General features: G+C 75.6%; 15 protein-coding genes. 7 read left to right on the top strand and 8 right to left on the bottom strand.

Annotated features, from left to right (window positions below):
• The first annotated feature begins 210 nt into the window (after window positions 1-210).
• The 4 genes from C0216_RS20545 (at window position 211) to fxsA (ending at window position 4,205) form a co-directional block, all read left to right on the top strand.
• Window positions 211-651, top strand: a complete 441-nt coding sequence (locus tag C0216_RS20545) for an Lrp/AsnC family transcriptional regulator (RefSeq protein ID WP_162793337.1) — start codon at window positions 211-213, stop codon at window positions 649-651.
• Between the two features lie 89 nt (window positions 652-740).
• Window positions 741-2,384 (top strand): amidohydrolase, encoded by a 1,644-nt coding sequence (locus C0216_RS20540; protein ID WP_114056693.1) that lies wholly within the window; start codon window positions 741-743, stop codon window positions 2,382-2,384.
• A gap of 290 nt (window positions 2,385-2,674) precedes the next feature.
• Window positions 2,675-3,529, top strand: a complete 855-nt coding sequence (locus tag C0216_RS20535; protein ID WP_246042643.1) for a polyprenol monophosphomannose synthase — start codon at window positions 2,675-2,677, stop codon at window positions 3,527-3,529.
• An 85-nt stretch (window positions 3,530-3,614) separates the two neighbouring features.
• A complete protein-coding gene (fxsA, locus tag C0216_RS20530; protein WP_114056692.1) occupies window positions 3,615-4,205 on the top strand; it encodes an FxsA family membrane protein in 591 nt (196 codons plus the stop codon).
• 139 nt (window positions 4,206-4,344) lie between these two features.
• On the opposite strand, the gene C0216_RS20525 is transcribed toward fxsA, so the two are convergent.
• The 3 genes from C0216_RS20525 to C0216_RS20515 form a co-directional block, all read right to left on the bottom strand.
• On the bottom strand, window positions 4,345-4,719 hold the full coding sequence (locus C0216_RS20525) for an RNA polymerase-binding protein RbpA (RefSeq protein ID WP_007262928.1): 375 nt from the start codon (window positions 4,717-4,719) through the stop codon (window positions 4,345-4,347).
• Window positions 4,720-5,053: 334 nt separating this feature from the next.
• Complete coding sequence (locus C0216_RS20520) at window positions 5,054-6,442, bottom strand: MFS transporter (RefSeq protein WP_114056691.1); 1,389 nt, start codon at window positions 6,440-6,442, stop codon at window positions 5,054-5,056.
• A gap of 67 nt (window positions 6,443-6,509) precedes the next feature.
• Complete coding sequence (locus C0216_RS20515) at window positions 6,510-7,283, bottom strand: glycerophosphodiester phosphodiesterase family protein (protein WP_114056690.1); 774 nt, start codon at window positions 7,281-7,283, stop codon at window positions 6,510-6,512.
• Between the two features lie 183 nt (window positions 7,284-7,466).
• Here C0216_RS20515 and C0216_RS20510 point away from each other — a divergent pair, with 183 nt between their 5' ends.
• The gene (locus C0216_RS20510) at window positions 7,467-8,969 is read left to right on the top strand and encodes a PLP-dependent aminotransferase family protein (RefSeq protein WP_114056689.1); all 1,503 of its coding nucleotides are present in this window, start codon (window positions 7,467-7,469) and stop codon (window positions 8,967-8,969) included.
• Window positions 8,970-8,980: 11 nt separating this feature from the next.
• On the opposite strand, the gene C0216_RS20505 is transcribed toward C0216_RS20510, so the two are convergent.
• Together C0216_RS20505 and C0216_RS20500 are read right to left on the bottom strand one after the other, a co-directional pair.
• The gene (locus C0216_RS20505; RefSeq protein ID WP_246042642.1) at window positions 8,981-10,588 is read right to left on the bottom strand and encodes a hypothetical protein; all 1,608 of its coding nucleotides are present in this window, start codon (window positions 10,586-10,588) and stop codon (window positions 8,981-8,983) included.
• Window positions 10,589-10,628: 40 nt separating this feature from the next.
• Window positions 10,629-10,823: a hypothetical protein gene (locus C0216_RS20500; RefSeq protein WP_114056688.1), complete on the bottom strand. Its 195-nt coding sequence runs from the start codon at window positions 10,821-10,823 to the stop codon at window positions 10,629-10,631.
• A gap of 313 nt (window positions 10,824-11,136) precedes the next feature.
• On the opposite strand from C0216_RS20500, the gene C0216_RS20495 reads away from it, so the two are divergent.
• On the top strand, window positions 11,137-11,559 hold the full coding sequence (locus C0216_RS20495; protein WP_114056687.1) for an ankyrin repeat domain-containing protein: 423 nt from the start codon (window positions 11,137-11,139) through the stop codon (window positions 11,557-11,559).
• Between the two features lie 338 nt (window positions 11,560-11,897).
• Window positions 11,898-13,295 carry a HEAT repeat domain-containing protein gene (locus C0216_RS20490; RefSeq protein WP_114056686.1) on the top strand — a complete coding sequence of 466 codons (1,398 nt, stop codon included), beginning with the start codon at window positions 11,898-11,900 and terminating at the stop codon, window positions 13,293-13,295.
• Between the two features lie 166 nt (window positions 13,296-13,461).
• On the opposite strand, the gene C0216_RS20485 is transcribed toward C0216_RS20490, so the two are convergent.
• From C0216_RS20485 to C0216_RS20475, 3 genes are read right to left on the bottom strand one after another with little or no spacing between them, the layout of a single operon-like run.
• A complete protein-coding gene (locus C0216_RS20485) occupies window positions 13,462-14,361 on the bottom strand; it encodes a biotin-dependent carboxyltransferase family protein (RefSeq protein ID WP_246042641.1) in 900 nt (299 codons plus the stop codon).
• Window positions 14,358-15,020, bottom strand: coding sequence for a 5-oxoprolinase subunit B family protein (locus C0216_RS20480; protein ID WP_114056685.1), 663 nt, complete (start codon window positions 15,018-15,020; stop codon window positions 14,358-14,360). Before C0216_RS20480 ends, C0216_RS20485 begins: the two co-directional genes overlap by 4 nt.
• On the bottom strand, window positions 15,017-15,790 hold the full coding sequence (locus C0216_RS20475; RefSeq protein WP_114058809.1) for a LamB/YcsF family protein: 774 nt from the start codon (window positions 15,788-15,790) through the stop codon (window positions 15,017-15,019). Before C0216_RS20475 ends, C0216_RS20480 begins: the two co-directional genes overlap by 4 nt.
• Window positions 15,791-15,849: the final 59 nt, after the last annotated feature.

Raw genomic sequence — 15,849 nt, 5'->3', positions numbered from 1 at the left:
TCCCCCTTGGGTGGGCCGGGCGGGCAATGTTCTTCGGCCTCGGCCACACGGAGCACTTCCCGCCGCACGGCACGAGTAACCACGACAACCCGCCGCAGTAGGGCATACCCTTGTGGCTTTGGTCACATGCCCGCCGCAGGTGCCACTTGTGGGCCGGCAGCACTGTGCCGGGGACCCCCTCGGGCCGTAGGTTGAACGGCTATGAGCGCAATGGAGGAGCTGGACCGCCAGATCGTTGATCTGCTGGTGCGGGACGGTCGGATGAGCTACACGGACCTCGGCAAGGCCACCGGCCTGTCCACGTCCGCGGTCCACCAGCGGGTACGCCGCCTGGAGCAGCGCGGGGTCATCCGCGGCTACGCGGCGGTCGTCGACCCCGAGGCCGTCGGGCTGCCCCTCACGGCCTTCATCTCGGTGAAGCCGTTCGACCCGAGCGCCCCCGACGACATCGCCGAGCGCCTCGCCGGCGTACCGGAGATCGAGGCCTGCCACAGCGTCGCCGGCGACGAGAACTACATCCTCAAGGTCCGGGTCGCCACCCCCCTCGAACTGGAGGACCTCCTCGGCCGCCTCCGGGCCCTCGCCCACGTCTCGACCCGCACCACCGTCGTCCTCTCCACCCCCTACGAGGCCCGCCCGCCCCGCATCTGAGCCCCGCGCCGCCGCACCGGCGCGGTCGGGCCGCCGCTGTGCCGGGGGCGGGGTCGAGGCGCCGGCGCGGGGCGGCGAGACTTGTCCCCATGACTGACCGCACCGCCCACTCCGCCGACGCCGCCGGAGCACCCGCCCGCCCGGCCCCCGACCGCACCGTCCTCCTCCGCGGCGGCGAGGTCCACAGCCCCGCCGACCCGTTCGCCACCGCGATGGTCGTCGAACGGGGCCACGTCGCCTGGGTCGGATCCGAAGGCGCCGCCGACGCCTTCGCGCAGGGCGTCGACGAGGTCGTCGACCTCGACGGGGCGCTCGTCACACCCGCCTTCACCGACGCCCACGTCCACACCACCTCCGCCGGCCTCGCCCTGACCGGCCTGGACCTGACCGGCGCCGCCTCCCTGGCGGAGGCCCTGCGCCTGGTCCGCGAGCACGCCGGCCGCCGCCCCGGCGACCGCGTCCTGCTCGGCCACGGCTGGGACGCCGCCCGCTGGCCGGAGCGCCGCGCGCCGCTCCGTGCGGAGCTCGACGAGGCAGCCGGCGGCCGCCCGCTCTACCTCAGCCGCGTCGACGTCCACTCCGCGGTGGCGACCACCGCCCTGCTGGACCTGGTGCCCGCCGTCACCGCCCGCGGCGACGAGCCGCTGACCCGCGACGACCACCATGCCGTCCGCCGGGCCGCCCTGGCCGCCGTCACTCCCGCCCAGCGCGCCGACGCCCAGCGCGCCGCCCTCGACCACGCCGCCTCCCTCGGTATCGGCTCCGTCCACGAGTGCGGCGGCCCCGACATCTCCTCCGCCGAGGACTTCACCGGCCTGCTCGGCCTCGCCCGCGAGCGGCCCGGCCCCCGCGTCTTCGGCTACTGGGCCGACCGGGACCTGGAGCAGGCCAGGGCCCTCGGCGCCGTCGGCGCCGCCGGCGACCTCTTCGCGGACGGCGCCCTCGGCTCCCACACCGCCTGCCTGCACAGCCCGTACGCCGACACCGGCCACACCGGCACGGGCTACCTGGACGCCGCCGAGATCGCCGCACACGTCGCAGCCTGCACCGAGGCGGGGCTCCAGGCCGGCTTCCACGCCATCGGCGACGCCGCCCTCACCGCCGTCGTCGACGGCTTCCGCGCCGCTGCCGACCGGGTCGGCCTCGCCCGTGTCCGCGCCGCCCGGCACCGCGTCGAGCACGCCGAGATGATGACCCCGGCCACCATCGCGGCCTTCGCCGAGCTCGGCCTGACCGCCTCCGTCCAGCCCGCCTTCGACGCGGCCTGGGGCGGCGAGGACGGCATGTACGCGGACCGGCTCGGCGCCGAGCGCGCCCGTACGCTGAACCCGTTCGCCGCGCTGCTCAAGGCCGGCGTACCGCTCGCCTTCGGCTCCGACGCCCCGGTCACCCCGTTCGACCCCTGGGGGACCGTCCGCGCGGCCGCCTTCCACCGCACCCCCGAGCACCGCATCTCCGTGCGCGCCGCGTTCACTGCGCACACGCGCGGCGGCTGGCGGGCCCTCGGCCGCGACGGCGCGGGCACCCTCGTCCCCGGGGCGCCGGCCGACTACGCGGTCTGGCGCACCGGCGAGCTCGTCGTCCAGGCCCCCGACGACCGGGTCGCCCGCTGGTCCACGGACCCCCGGTCCGGCACGCCCGGCCTGCCCGACCTGACCCCCGGCCGCGAGCTGCCCGTCTGCCTCGCCACCGTCGTCGGCGGCCGGGAGGTTTTCGTACGGCCACAGGGGTGATCCCGCGGGCAGCGGCTCGGCCCGGCGGGCCCGTCCCGGATAGGTTCGGCCGGGCCCACCGCCGGACGGCCGCACCGCGCTGATCCGCCCTGCCCGACGCGCCCGCGCCTCGGGGGCGACGGAGGTCCGCCGGGCGGCGGTGGCCCGGCCGGGCCCTGCGGTCCAGTAGACAACGGTCACGGGGCCCGGCAGCGGCGGGCACCGGACCGGCCCGAAGGACCGCGGGGCCCGGCCACTGTTCTAAAGTCGTTCTCTGTGACAGGACGTACAAGCACACGAAGGCGGACCCAGTGAGCGGCGACGGCGGACAGCGGGCCCAGGGGCCGCTCGGCACGGCCTTGGTGATCATTCCGACCTTCAACGAGGCGGAGAACATCGCGCCGATCGTCTCCCGGGTGCGGGCCGCCGTGCCCGAGGCACACATCCTGGTCGCGGACGACAACAGCCCCGACGGCACCGGCAAGATCGCCGACGAGCTCGCCGCCGGCGACGACCACGTGCACGTCCTGCACCGCAAGGGCAAGGAAGGGCTCGGCGCCGCCTACCTGGCGGGTTTCGCCTGGGGCCTGGAGCGCGACTTCGGCGTCCTCGTGGAGATGGACGCCGACGGCTCCCACCAGCCGGAGGAGCTGCCCCGGCTGCTCACCGCGCTGGCCGGCGCCGACCTGGTGCTGGGCTCCCGCTGGGTGCCGGGCGGCCGGGTGGTCAACTGGCCGAAGAGCCGCGAGTTCCTCTCCCGCGGCGGCTCGACGTACTCGCGGCTGATGCTGGACGTCCCGATCCGGGACGTGACCGGCGGCTACCGGGCCTTCCGGCGGGAGACGCTGGAGGGGCTGGGCCTGACCGAGGTCGCCTCCGCGGGGTACTGCTTCCAGGTGGACCTGGCCCGCCGCGCCGTGCGGGCCGGATTCCGGGTCGTGGAGGTGCCCATCACCTTCGTCGAGCGCGAGTTCGGCGACAGCAAGATGAGCCGGGACATCGTCGTCGAGGCGCTGTGGCGGGTCACCCAGTGGGGGCTCCAGTCGCACGCGGCCAAGCTGGCCGGCCTCGACAGAGGCCGTGACAAGGGCCGTGACAAGGGTCGCGCCGAGGGGCACGGCAAGGGGCACGGCAAGGGCCGCGCCGAGGAGGCCGACGGCTCCTGACCGGCCGGGGCCGGGCCCCTAGGGGACGCCCCCGACCTGCGGCTGAGGCCGCACTTACGCCGCTGCGGGCACACTGGATGCCATGATGACCGGCTCTTCACCCGCTCCGGCGGCCGCCGCCCGGCGGCGCAAGCCCGCCCGTACGTTCCTGCCCCTTGCGGTTGCCGCCTGGCTGATCCTGGAGATCTGGCTGCTGGGCCTCGTCGCGGACGCCGCGGGCGGGCCGGCGGTCGCGGTGATCGTCGCGGGCGGCATCGTGCTCGGCGCCGTCGTGGTCAAGCGGGCCGGGCGCCGCGCCTTCCGGAACCTGGCCGACACCTTCCAGCAGGCGCAGGCCTCGCCGGAAGCCCAGGCCGCGCAGCCCTCCGCGGGCCGCCGGTCCGGCTCGGGCAACGCCCTGACGATGCTGGCCGGGCTGCTGTTCATGCTGCCGGGCCTGGTCTCCGACGCGGCCGCGCTGCTGCTGCTGGTGCCGCCCGTCCGCGCCTGGATCGGCCGGCGGACGGCGCGCTCGCTGGAGCGCCGGATGAACGCGGCGCAGGCAGGCACCTTCGCCGACGCCTTCCAGCAGGCCCGCATCCATCACCCCGACGGCAAGGTCGTCCCCGGCGAGGTGATCCGGGAGGACGCGCCGCAGGAGCCGGGCCCCCGCCGGCGCCCGCCGCTGACGCCCTGACCGGTCGCGTCCTCACCTGCCGCGCCCTGACCGGCCGCGCCCGGCCCGGGTCGCGACCGCGCCGCCCGGGCAGAACCGAGGGGCCCCCGCCACGGTGTGGCGGGGGCCCCTCGGGTCGTACGTACTGCGTGTCCGGCCGTCAGGCGGACTTGCGGCTGTCGCGCGGGTGCACGGCGATGTTCATGGCGCCGGAACGCAGGACCGCCAGCCTCTCGGCCAGCACCTCCTCCAGTTCCTCGCGGGTGCGCCGCTCCATGAGCATGTCCCAGTGCGTTCGCGCAGGCTTGCCCTTCTTCTCCTCGGGCCCGTCCCCGTCCACGAGGAGTGCCATGGCGCCGCACGCCTTGCACTCCCACTCCGGCGGAATCTCTGCCTCAACCGAGAACGGCATCTCGAATCGATGTCCGTTCTGGCATGCGTACTCCACCGCCTGGCGCGGGGCCAGATCGATGCCGCGGTCCGTCTCGTAGCTGGTAACCACGAGCCGCGTACCGCGGAGAGCTCGCTCACTCATGAATCGTGCCTCCCGGGCTTGTCGCCCACAGGACAGGTGTCGCTGTCGTCGTCATCCGGTCAACGTCCGGTCGGCGGTATAGATTCCCGCTCCGGGTGATGCGTCGCCCGTCGTGCCGCCCCTTGTTGTACCCACCAATGCCCGTTTTGTCACATCTGGCAGCAGATGTCACCCAACGTCTTCACTTCTGCAGCACGCAGTAACGGTCCGCCTGGCAGGCCAAAGGCGTATACTACCGGCCACGCGCCGCCACGGCGAAATCCGTTCGGAATTCGCATGCGCATCCGGCCTCCCGCCGCGCCGCGGCCCCGCCGCGGAGGTGTCCCGATCCGCGTCAGATCCGGTCGGGAACAGGATTGCCCGCCGCCTCCACCGCGCGCCGCATCGGCACCCGCGCCAGCAGCACGAAACCCAGTGCGAAGAACACCACCAGCGAGATGATCGCGTCCCGGTAGCTGCCCGTGACCTGGTACGTCAGCCCGAAGACCAGCGGCCCGATCCAGCTCAGCCCCCGGTCGCTCATCTCGTAGGCCGAAAAGTACTCGGCCTCCTTGCCCGCCGGGACCAGCTGGGAGAACAGCGACCGCGACAGCGCCTGGCTGCCGCCCAGCACCAGCCCGATCATCGCGGCCAGCGCGAAGAACCACCCCGGCGTGCCCGCCGGCAGGAAGTATCCGGCGAACAGCGTCAGCGCCCAGGCCGCCAGCGACCCCAGGATCGTCCGCTTCGCACCGAACCGCCCGGCCAGCCGGCCCATCCCCAGCGCGCCCGCCACCGCCAGCACCTGCACCAGCAGGACCGCCGCGATCAGCGTCGACTGCTCCAGCCCCAGCTCCTCCGCGCCGTACACCGACGCCTGCGAGATCACCGTCTGCACGCCGTCGTTGTAGACCAGGTACGCCAGCAGGAACGACAGCGTCAGCGGATAGCGCCGCATGTCCTTGAACGTCGCCACCAGCTGCTTCCAGCCGCTGACCGCGGGCCCGGCGCCCGGCTCCCGCACCACCCCCCGGTCCCGCAGCCGGCGCAGCGGCACCAGCGCGAACGCCCCCCACCACACACCCGCCGACGCCAGGCAGATCCGTATCGCCATGCCCTCCGACAGCCCGAAGGAGTCGTGCCCCAGGTACAGGCCCAGGTTCGCCACCAGCATCAGCGAGCCCGCGGTGTAGCCGAAGGCCCAGCCGCGCGAGGAGACCGCGTCGCGCTCGTCCGGCGTCGAGATCTGCGGCAGGTAGGCGTTGTAGACCACCATCGACACCGACAGCGAGGCGTTCGCCACGACGAGCAGCAGCCCGCCCAGCAGGTACCGGTCGCCTTCGAGGAAGAACATCCCCGCCGTCGCCACCGCACCCGTGTACGCCGCTGCCGCGAGCAGCGGCTTCTTGCGGCCCGTCCGGTCCGCCAAGGCGCCCACCAGCGGCATCACCAGCACCGCCAGCACCACCGACGCGGACACCGAGTACGCGAAGAACGAGCCCGCCCGCACCGGGATCCCCAGCGGGTGCACGAACCCCTCCGCGTCGGCGGCCGCCTTCGCCACCGACGTCAGGTACGGCCCCAGGAACAGGGTGAGCACGCTCGCCGAGTACACGGACACCGCGAAGTCGTAGAAGTACCAGCCCTGCTGCTCGCGCTTGCGCCCGGCGGTCTCCTTCGCCGCCGTCGCCGCTCTGCCGCCCTCGGCGGCGGGATCCGCCCCGTCTGCCGTCTGCGCGCTCATGGGCGCCCCCTCGCTGGTCCCCGTCACCGCACGGCACCCGGAACGCTGACGCGGCGGCCCGCGGCCGTCAGGCCCAGACCCCGCGCCGGTCCAGCACCGTGCGCAAGATGTCGATCCGGTCGGTCATGATGCCATCGACTCCCAGGTCGAGGAGAGCCTCCATGCGTTCCGGTTCGTTCACGGTCCACACGTGCACCTGCAGGCCCCGCGCGTGCGCCGTCCGCACGAACCGCCGGTCCACCACCCGCAAGCCGCCCTGCGTCTCCGGCACCTGCGCCGCCACCGCGCCCGCGCGCAGCGCCGCCGGGATCGCCAGCGAGCGCAGCCGCAGCCCCACCACACCGCGCACCCCGTACGACGTCGCCAGCCGCGGCCCCGCCATCCGCTGCGCCCGGGCCACCCGGCCCTCCGAGAACGAGCCCACGCACACCCGGTCCCACACCCGCGCCCGCGCGATCAGGTTCAGCAGCGGATGCAGCGCCGACTCCGCCTTCACGTCGACGTTCCAGCGGGCCGCGGGGAACTCCTCCAGCAGTTCCTCCAACAGCACCAGCGGCTCGCTGCCGCCCACCCGCACCGCCCGCAGATCCTTCCAGTACCGCTCGGCTATGCGGCCCCGGCCGTCGGTGACCCGGTCCAGCGTCGCGTCGTGGAAGGCGACCAGCTTCCCGTCCGCGGTGGCGTGCACGTCCGTCTCGAAGTACCGGTAGCCCGCGTCGGCGGCCCGGCGGAACGCCGCGGCCGTGTTCTCCAGCCCGTCCGCGGCGCCGCCCCGGTGGGCGAAGGGGATGACCGGGCCCGGGTGGTCCAGGTAAGGGTGGCGAAGGGGTGCGTCTGTCACCGCCGCAGTATGCCTCCTCCGGCGCCCGGACCGCCGCCCTCCGCAGGCCCCGGCCTGCGCCACCGGCCGGCCCCGGCCCTGGCCCGGCCGGCACCGGCATGGCAGGCTGGACCCCGCGACCGATCCAATTCCCGGCCGCCCCGGCACCGGCGGTGGCCAATCCGACGAAAGTGGACCGACGACATGGCGGAGTGGACTTCGGCGGTGGGTGCCTCCCAGCTCGCCCGGCTCATCACCTCCCAGCAGGAGCGGCCCGGCGTCCCCGGGGCGCGCAAGCCCCCCGCGTACCGCTCCCTGGCCGACGGCATCCGCCTCCTCGTCCTCGAAGGGCGCGTGCCCGTCGCCGCCCGCCTCCCCGCCGAACGCGAGCTGGCCGCCGCGCTCTCCCTCTCCCGTACCACCGTCGCCGCCGCCTACGAGGCCCTGCGCGGCGAGGGGTTCCTCGAATCGCGCCGCGGAGCAGGCAGCTGGACCTCCGTCCCCGCCGGCAACCCGCTGCCCGCACGCGGACTGGAGCCCCTCCCGCCGGAATCCCTCGGCTCCATGATCGACCTCGGCTGTGCGGCGCTCCCCGCCCCGGAGCCCTGGCTCACCAAGGCCGTCCAGGGGGCCCTCGAGGAACTCCCGCCGTACGCCCACACCCACGGCGACTACCCCGCCGGGCTCCCCGCGCTGCGCCGCATGCTCGCCGACCGCTACACCGACCGCGGCATCCCCACCATGCCCGAGCAGATCATGGTCACCACCGGCGCGATGGGCGCCATGGACGCCATCTGCAGCCTCTTCGCCGGACGCGGCGAGCGCATCGCCGTCGAATCCCCCTCCTACGCCAACATCCTCCAGCTCATGCGCGCCGCCGGACTCCGCCTCGTCCCCGTCGCCATGGCCGACGGCCTCACCGGCTGGGACCTGGCCGTCTGGCGGCAGGTCCTGCGCGACGCCGCCCCCCGCCTCGCGTACGTCGTCGCCGACTTCCACAACCCCACCGGCGCCCTCGCGTCCGCCGAGCAGCGCCGCGCCATGGTCGAGGCGGCCCGCTCCGCCGGCACCGTCCTCGTCGTCGACGAGACCATGGCCGAGCTCGGGCTCGACCCGGCCCTGGAGATGCCCCGCCCCGTCTGCTCCCACGACCCGGCCGGCTCCACCGTCATCACCGTCGGCTCGGCCAGCAAGGCCTTCTGGGCGGGCATGCGCATCGGCTGGGTCCGCGCCGCCCCCGACGTCATCCGCAGCCTCGTCGCCGCACGCGCGTACGCCGACCTCGGCACCCCGGTCCTCGAACAGCTCGCCGTGAACTGGCTCATGCGGACCGGCGGCTGGCAGGAGGCCGTCGCGCTGCGCCGCGAGCAGGCCCGCGAGAACCGCGACGCGCTGGTCGCCGCCGTCCGCCGGGAGCTGCCCGACTGGGAGTTCGAGGTGCCGCGGGGCGGCCTCACCCTGTGGGCGCGGGCCGGCGGGCTCTCCGGCTCCCGCCTCGCCGAGGTGGGGGAGCGGGTCGGCGTCCGCGTCCCCTCCGGGCCCCGGTTCGGCGTCGACGGCGCGTTCGAGGGGTACGTACGGCTGCCGTTCACCGTCGGCGGGCCCGTCGCCGAGGAAGCCGCCGTCCGCCTGGCGGCCGCCGCCCGGCTGGTCGGCACCGGCGCCGGCGGCAGCGGGGCCGAGCCGCCCCGCACCTTCGTCGCGTAACCCCCCGGGGGCTACGGCGCCTCCGCCGCCTCCGGCACCGCCTCCGCGCCGACCGCCGCAGCCTTGGACCGCCCCGGCGCCTGCGCCCGGACCTGGCCCGCCCCGCCCGGACCCGACCGCCCCGGCAGCAGCTCCAGCACCGCCTGCCGGTGCGCCGGGTTCGCCGCCTCGTCGTACGGGTCCGGGGTGGCCGGCACCTGCAGCCGGTGCACCGGACCCGACCCCAGCCGTACGTACCCCCGCCCCGGCGGGACGTGTGCCGTCGGCGTCGTGTGCGGGGGCAGCCCCAGCACGTCCGCCACCTGCTGCACCGACACCGCACCCAGCACCACCCGCGCCCGCGTGTGCTGCCACACCGTGTCGTCCAGCAGCTCCAGGTGGTCGAACTGCTCGGCCACGACCACCGTCACGTGCGCCGCCCGCCCGTGCCGCAGCGGCACCTGGAGCCGGGCCAGCGGATCGGGCGCCCCCTCCGCCGCCGCCAGGTGCGCCAGCACCGTCGGCCGGTCCATCAGGATCCACAGGGGCCGCCGCACGTCCTCGGAGACCGTGCCGCCCGTCTCCCGCGCCCGGTGCGCGGCGATCAGCCGCCGCTCCGTCTCGTGCGCCGCCCACTCCAGGGTCGCCAGCGCCCCCGCGGGCCCGCCCTCCACCGCGAGCACACCGGCGCGCCCGGCCAGGCACGCGTACTCCCCGGTTCCCCCGCCCTCCACGACCAGCACGTCGCCGCCGTGCCGCAGCGCCTGCAGGGCGACCGACCGCAGCAGCGTCGACGCACCGCTGCCGGGATGGCCCACCGCCAGCAGGTGCGGCTCGGTGGAGCGCGGCCCCGTCCGCCACAGGACCGGCGGTACGTCGCGCTGCTCGCCGTCCTCCGACACGGGCAGCGTGCGCCGCACCCCGTCCGCGTCCGTGAAGCCGAGGACGGTCTCGCCGGGCGAGGTGACGAACGGCTGGGCCGCGATCCCCGTCGGCAGCGCCGGCAGCACCCGCACGTCCAGCCGGTTCCCCTCCTCGTCCCAGTCGAACAGGTACTCGCGGCCGCGCCCCGACTTCGCGTGCAGCAGCGTCTCGATGCGGGCCCGGGAGGCGGCCTCGCCGTCGGTGAAGTACGCCGGGTAGCGGATCCGGAGCCGGGTGAGGCGGCCCGACTCGTCGAACGCGTAGTCGCCGAACGCCCGCTCCCAGCCCGCCCCGTGCGCGAAGAGCGGCTCGGGGTCCTCGGGCACCGAGAAGTACGGGACGAGTGCCTCGTACAGGGAGCCGAGCCGCTCCGCCTCGGCAGGCGCGGGCCCCGTCCGGGCGGGGGCCCGCTCCCGCCCCCGCCAGGCCGCCGCCGCCATCAGCGCGGCGAGGGCCAGGGCGGGCCCGTACGGGGCGACCGCGACGACCAGCACGCAGGCCGCGCCGAGGAACAGCGCGGGACCACGCTTGTCCTTCGGGGTCGCGGCCCACCTGGCCCGCCCGGCCGCCGCCAGGATCCGCAGCCCGCGCCCGATGACCAGGAGCGGATGGAGGACGTCCGTGGCGCCGTCGGCGGCCTTGCGGACGAGGTCGCGCCCCCGGGCCGCCGACAGCTTGCCGCCGGACGGGAAGCGGGGGAGGGGGAGCCGGGCCACGGGCGTCTCCTGTGGTTCTGGTGCGGCGGGACGGGGGCGGCTAGAGCTTGATCCCGCCGAGCAGGCTCGCGAGGCTCGCCGTGCTCGCCGTGATGCTCGGCGCGATGGCGGACCCGGCGAGGAAGAAGCCGAACAGCGCGCAGACGAAGGCGTGCGACAGCTTCATCCCGTCCTTCTTGAAGAAGAGGAACGCGATGACGCCGAGCAGGACCACGCCCGAGATGGAGAGGATCATGTGAGTTCTCCTGGTGAGTGGGGGACAGTCACCATCAGTTGTCCCTACCTCACAGGAAGTATCAATGCGATAAAAGGTGCATACGGGTGAATTGGCCGCTCTTTCACTTGACCGGACCAGCTCCGCTGGCGGAGACCCGCCGCCGACGCTGTGCCCGGCGGCCCGCCCCGCACCGACCGGACCCCGGACGCGCCCCCGTCCCCGCAGGTCCGGGCGCTACGCTGGCGCTCACCCGTACGGGCGCGCACGCACCGCGCCGCCCCGCGGGCCACGACCAGGACCCGCACCCCGAGCGAAAGGCGGCAACCGACCGATGAGCGAGCACCAGCCCACCGACGGCGGCTCCCAGGGCGCCCCCGACGAGGACGTCATCGAGCTGGCCACCAAGGTCTTCGACCTCGCCCGCCAGGGGGAGACCGAGACGCTCGCCGCCTACCTCGACGCGGGCGTCCCCGCCAACCTCACCAACGACCGCGGCGACACCCTCGTCATGCTCGCCGCCTACCACGGCCACGCCGGCACCGTCACCGCCCTCCTCCAGCGCGGCGCCGAGGCCGACCGCGCCAACGACCGCGGCCAGACCCCGCTCGCCGGCGCCGTCTTCAAGGGCGAGGAGGCCGTCATCCGCGCCCTCCTCGCCGGCGGCGCCGACCCGCACGCCGGCACCCCGTCCGCCGTGGACACCGCCCGCATGTTCGCCAAGGCAGACCTGCTCGAACTCTTCGGAGCGAAGTAGTCCGTTTTCGGCCGTGAGCTGGCACGGTGTGACCGGCCGCCCACCTCACGGGTTGGTCACGGCGGCCGTAAATGTGGTCGCGGCACACAAACCGGCTGGGTCATCATGGCGTCGGATTCGATTCGTGAGCTCGGCAGACGGGCAGGGGGGAGGACACGAAGCGTGTCCGAACCCCATCCCTGCGGAACCGGCCGCCAGGCCGCGAAGCACCGAAGAGAGTGAGAAGGCAATGGTCTACATCGAGCGGAACACGACGGCGAACGTCCTCACATGCTGTTACGCGGCCCTGTGAACCCTGATTCCCGGTTGCGTCCCCAGCTTGATGTGAGGCCATTCCCATGTTCGAACCAGTCATAGCGCCAAGCGGCACCCTGCTCGGCCTCCTCCAGCGGGGCCGCGGCGACGGCACCCTGCACGCACTCGCGGCCCCCCGGCCCGAGGCCCTCCAGGCACTCAACCAGTGCGTGCTCCGTGACCCGCGCCAGGACTGGCAGGTCGAGAACCGCTCGCTCTACTACGCCCGCCTGTACCTCGACCTCGACGGGCCCCTCGGCGAGATCGAAAGCCACCTCTTCGGCGCCGACGACCTCGTCGACGACTCCGAGCAGCGCACCGGCCTCGCCCTGTCCGTCCTCGGACACCTCGCCTCCTACGGCCGCGACGACGCCCTGATGCTGCTGCGCCGCTACGCCGCCTCCGGAGCCAACTGGTCCTGGGCCCTCGACGAGCTCGCCCTGCGCGACGACGACGAGGGACTGCTCTCCCTCGCCGCGCCCGTCCTCGCCCGCTTCCCCGACACCCCCGAGGGTGGGGCGCGGCTGGCCGCCGCCGTCCGCGACGCCTACGAGCCGCGGCCCTGGTGCCTGTGGGAGGAGACCCCCGAGCACGGCGCCCGCCTCGGCGCCGCACGCCGACAGGGCTCCTTCGACCGCTGGCAGCGCCAGCTCACCCCCAACGGCCCGCGTCCCGGCTGGGGCGTCCTCGCCGTCTTCGACTGGGCCGCCGAAGGCCTGCGCCGCGGCACCCCCCTGCACGTGCCCGCCGCGCGCTGCCTCGCCGCCGTGGCCTCCCCCGAGGACCGCGGCACCATCCTGGCCGCTGCCGCGGGAACCCTCGGCGACGCCGCCCGCGCCACCGCCCTGCACCACCTCGTCGTCGCCGAACCGGAGAACCCGGCCGTCCTCGACCTCATCGAAGCCGCTGCCGACGAGCCCGCCGTCGCCGCCTACGAGCGCATGTGCGGACCCGTCGCCCTCGAACGGGCCCGCGGCTGGGTCCACCGCCCCGACGCCCTCGGCGAAGCCGCCGCCGCACTCCTCGCCGCCCACGGCGGCCCCGGCGACGCCCCCCTCGTCCTCGGCGCCCTCCGCGACACCGTCCGCGGCTCCGGCCCCGACTCCCGCCGCCTCTACGCCCTGGTCGACGGCGCGGGCCGGCTCTCCATCGGCTGCGCGGCCCCGGTGCTGCGCCACATCTACCGCGAAACGGCCTCCTCCCACCTGCGCGGCCGCGCCGCCCGCGCCCTGGCGGGCACGGACCCCTCCTTCGCGGCGGGCTTCGCCGTCGAGTGCCTGTGGGACTGCGAGGAGACCACCCGCGAGGTCGCGGCCCACCACGCCGAAACCGCGGACGCCCGCGTCGCCCCCCGCCTCCGCCGCCTGGCCGCGGACCCGGCGGAGGAAGAGGACGTCCAGTCGGCAGTCCGCAGCCGCATCACACCGGAATCGGCGGTGTAGGGGGCCGGCCGCAGTCCGGCAGACCAGCGAACGGCGCCTCTTCCGGAAGTCGGAAGGGGCGCCGTTCGGGTGGGGGCGGCGGGTGGGAAGGCCGCGGCGGGAACGGCGGGCCGGAGCCGGCCGATCGGCTCCCGCCCGCTCCGCCGCCGCCCCTGCCGCCCCGCCCCTACCACCCCGCCGCCGTGAACCGGACCGGCACCCCCGGCCGGGCCTGGGCCGCCGCATCCAATGCCGGGCCCGGGGGGACGACGCCCACCACCGGGTACCCGCCCGTCACCGGGTGGTCCGCCAGGAAGACCACCGGGAGGCCGTCCGGCGGGACCTGGACCGCGCCCAGGACCATGCCCTCGCTCGGGAGTTCGCCGCCGCACGAGCGGAGCAGCCGCGGACCCGCCTCCGTGCGGAGGCCGATGCGGTTCGACTCCGGGGAGACCCGGTACGGCGAGCGCCACAGCGCGGCCAGCGAAGCCGGGCTGAACCAGTCGGCCCGCGGGCCCGGCCTGAGGGGCAGCACCAGCTCGGCCGGGGGTGCCGGGACCCGCAGGGCGTCGGCACCGCGCACCGGATCCGGGCCGGCGGGCCCCACCGGCAGGAGCGTGCCCGCCTCGGGAAGCGGGGGGCCCAGCCCGGACAGGACATCGGTCGAGCGACTGCCGAGGACCGGCCGCACGGCGAAGCCTCCCCGCACCGCCACATAGCTGCGCACCCCCGACGCCGCCCGGCCGACGTCCAGCTCCGCCCCCGCCGGGATGCGGACCGGCTCCCCCCAGGCCACCGGCCGGCCGGACACCCGTACAGGACACGGCGCACCCGTGACCGCCACGACGACCCCCGACCCCGGCGGGCCGCATGCCCGCAGGGCGGTGCCGTCCAGCGTCGTCTCCAGGGCGGCGGTGTCCGGCCGGTTGCCCAGCAGCCGGTTGGCCAGGGCGAGCGCCTCCGCGTCCAGGGCGCCCGAGCGCGGCACGCCCAGGTGGGCGTGGCCGGGCCGGCCCCGGTCCTGGAGGGTGGTCAGCGCCCCCGGGCGCAGCACCTCCATCCACAGGCCGCCGCCGGTCCCGCTCATGCGCCTGCCTCCTCGAACCGCACCCGCGTCCCGGGTGCGAACAGCGCCGCCGGTTCGCGCCGCGGGTCCCACAGCACGGCGTCGGTCGTGCCGATGAGCTGCCAGCCGCCGGGGGAGGAGCGCGGGTACACCCCGGCGTACTCGCCTGCCAGCGCGAGGGAGCCGGCCGGGACGGCGGTGCGCGGAGTGGCCCGCCGGGGCGGGTGGAAGCGTTCGGGGAGCCCCGTCAGATAGCCGAAGCCGGGCGCGAACCCGCAGAACGCCACCCGGAAGACGACCGATCCCACGACCTCGGCGACCTCCCGCTCCGCGACCCGCCACAGCCGGGCGACATCGGCCAGGTCCGGCCCGTCGTAGCGGACGGGGACGGTGGCCAGCGGGCCCTGCTCCTCCGCCAGCGGCGGCACCCGCCAACCGGTGATCCGCGCGGCGAGCGCCCCCGGGTCCCGCACCCCGTCCAGGAGCACGGTCCGCGCCGCGGGCACCACGTCCCGTACGGGTCCCAGCTCGCCGGCGGCGCGCCGGCGCAGCACCTCCGCGTGGAGGGCGGCCGCCTCCGCGGCGGTGCCGACCTCGACGAGCACCGCCTCGGCGCCGACGACGAGGGCCCTCGCCGGGCCTGCTCCCGGCCCGGCGCGGCGCCCGGCGGCGCGGGTCATGCGAAGGCCTCGACGCGGATCCCGGCGGCGGCGAGCGCCTCCCGCACGCGTCCGGCGAGCGCGGCCGCGCCCGGGGTGTCGCCGTGCACGCACAGGGAGAGCGCAGCGACGGCGACGCGGCTGCCGTCGGCGGCGGGGACGGCGCCCTCCGCGGCCATCGCCACGGCGCGGGCGACGACCGCGTCGGGGTCGTGCAGGACGGCGCCGGGCTCGCCCCGCGGGACCAGCGTCCCGGCCCCGGTGTAGGCCCGGTCCGCGAACGCCTCCGGTATGGGCGTCAGGCCCGCGTCGGCGGCCGCGGCGAGGAGCAGCGACCCGGGAAGCCCGAGCACCGGCAGGTCCGCGTCCGGTCCGGCCGCGATGCGGACCCCGGCGGCGACGGCGGCGGCCTGGGCGGCGTCGTGGACGGTGCGGTTGTAGAGCGCGCCGTGCGGCTTGACGTACGACACACGGGAGCCGGCCGCACGTGCGAAGACCTCCAGCGCCCCGATCTGGTAGGCGATCTCGTCGGCCAGCTCGCCCGGCGGCACGTCCATCGGCCGGCGCCCGAACCCGGCGAGGTCCCGGTAGGACACCTGCGCCCCGATCCGCACGCCGCGCGCGGCGGCCAGCTCGCAGACCCGCCGCATGATCGACGGGTCGCCGGCGTGGAACCCGCACGCCACGTTGGCGCTGGTGACGACGGAGAGCAGCGCCTCGTCGTCGGTGAGCGTCCAGCGTCCGAAGCCCTCGCCCAGGTCGGCGTTGAGGTCGACCGCACGTGTGATCATGGATGCCATGCCGTGAGCCTAGAACAACACCCGCCCCACATGACGGGGACCGATCGTGC

The sequence above is a fragment of the Streptomyces globosus genome, assembly GCF_003325375.1.
GTDB classification, from domain to species: Bacteria; Actinomycetota; Actinomycetes; order Streptomycetales; family Streptomycetaceae; genus Streptomyces; species Streptomyces globosus_A.
This window is presented reverse-complemented; position numbering and strand designations above follow the sequence as displayed.

Coding starts and splice junctions, on each gene's coding strand:
- C0216_RS20545 (WP_162793337.1), top strand. CDS start 211: ATGGAGGAGCTGGACCGCCAGATCGTTGATCTGCTGGTGCGGGACGGT.
- C0216_RS20540 (WP_114056693.1), top strand. CDS start 741: ATGACTGACCGCACCGCCCACTCCGCCGACGCCGCCGGAGCACCCGCC.
- fxsA (WP_114056692.1), top strand. CDS start 3,615: ATGACCGGCTCTTCACCCGCTCCGGCGGCCGCCGCCCGGCGGCGCAAG.
- C0216_RS20525 (WP_007262928.1), bottom strand. CDS start 4,719: ATGAGTGAGCGAGCTCTCCGCGGTACGCGGCTCGTGGTTACCAGCTAC.
- C0216_RS20520 (WP_114056691.1), bottom strand. CDS start 6,442: ATGAGCGCGCAGACGGCAGACGGGGCGGATCCCGCCGCCGAGGGCGGC.
- C0216_RS20510 (WP_114056689.1), top strand. CDS start 7,467: ATGGCGGAGTGGACTTCGGCGGTGGGTGCCTCCCAGCTCGCCCGGCTC.
- C0216_RS20500 (WP_114056688.1), bottom strand. CDS start 10,823: ATGATCCTCTCCATCTCGGGCGTGGTCCTGCTCGGCGTCATCGCGTTC.
- C0216_RS20495 (WP_114056687.1), top strand. CDS start 11,137: ATGAGCGAGCACCAGCCCACCGACGGCGGCTCCCAGGGCGCCCCCGAC.
- C0216_RS20490 (WP_114056686.1), top strand. CDS start 11,898: ATGTTCGAACCAGTCATAGCGCCAAGCGGCACCCTGCTCGGCCTCCTC.
- C0216_RS20485 (WP_246042641.1), bottom strand. CDS start 14,361: ATGAGCGGGACCGGCGGCGGCCTGTGGATGGAGGTGCTGCGCCCGGGG.
- C0216_RS20480 (WP_114056685.1), bottom strand. CDS start 15,020: ATGACCCGCGCCGCCGGGCGCCGCGCCGGGCCGGGAGCAGGCCCGGCG.
- C0216_RS20475 (WP_114058809.1), bottom strand. CDS start 15,790: ATGATCACACGTGCGGTCGACCTCAACGCCGACCTGGGCGAGGGCTTC.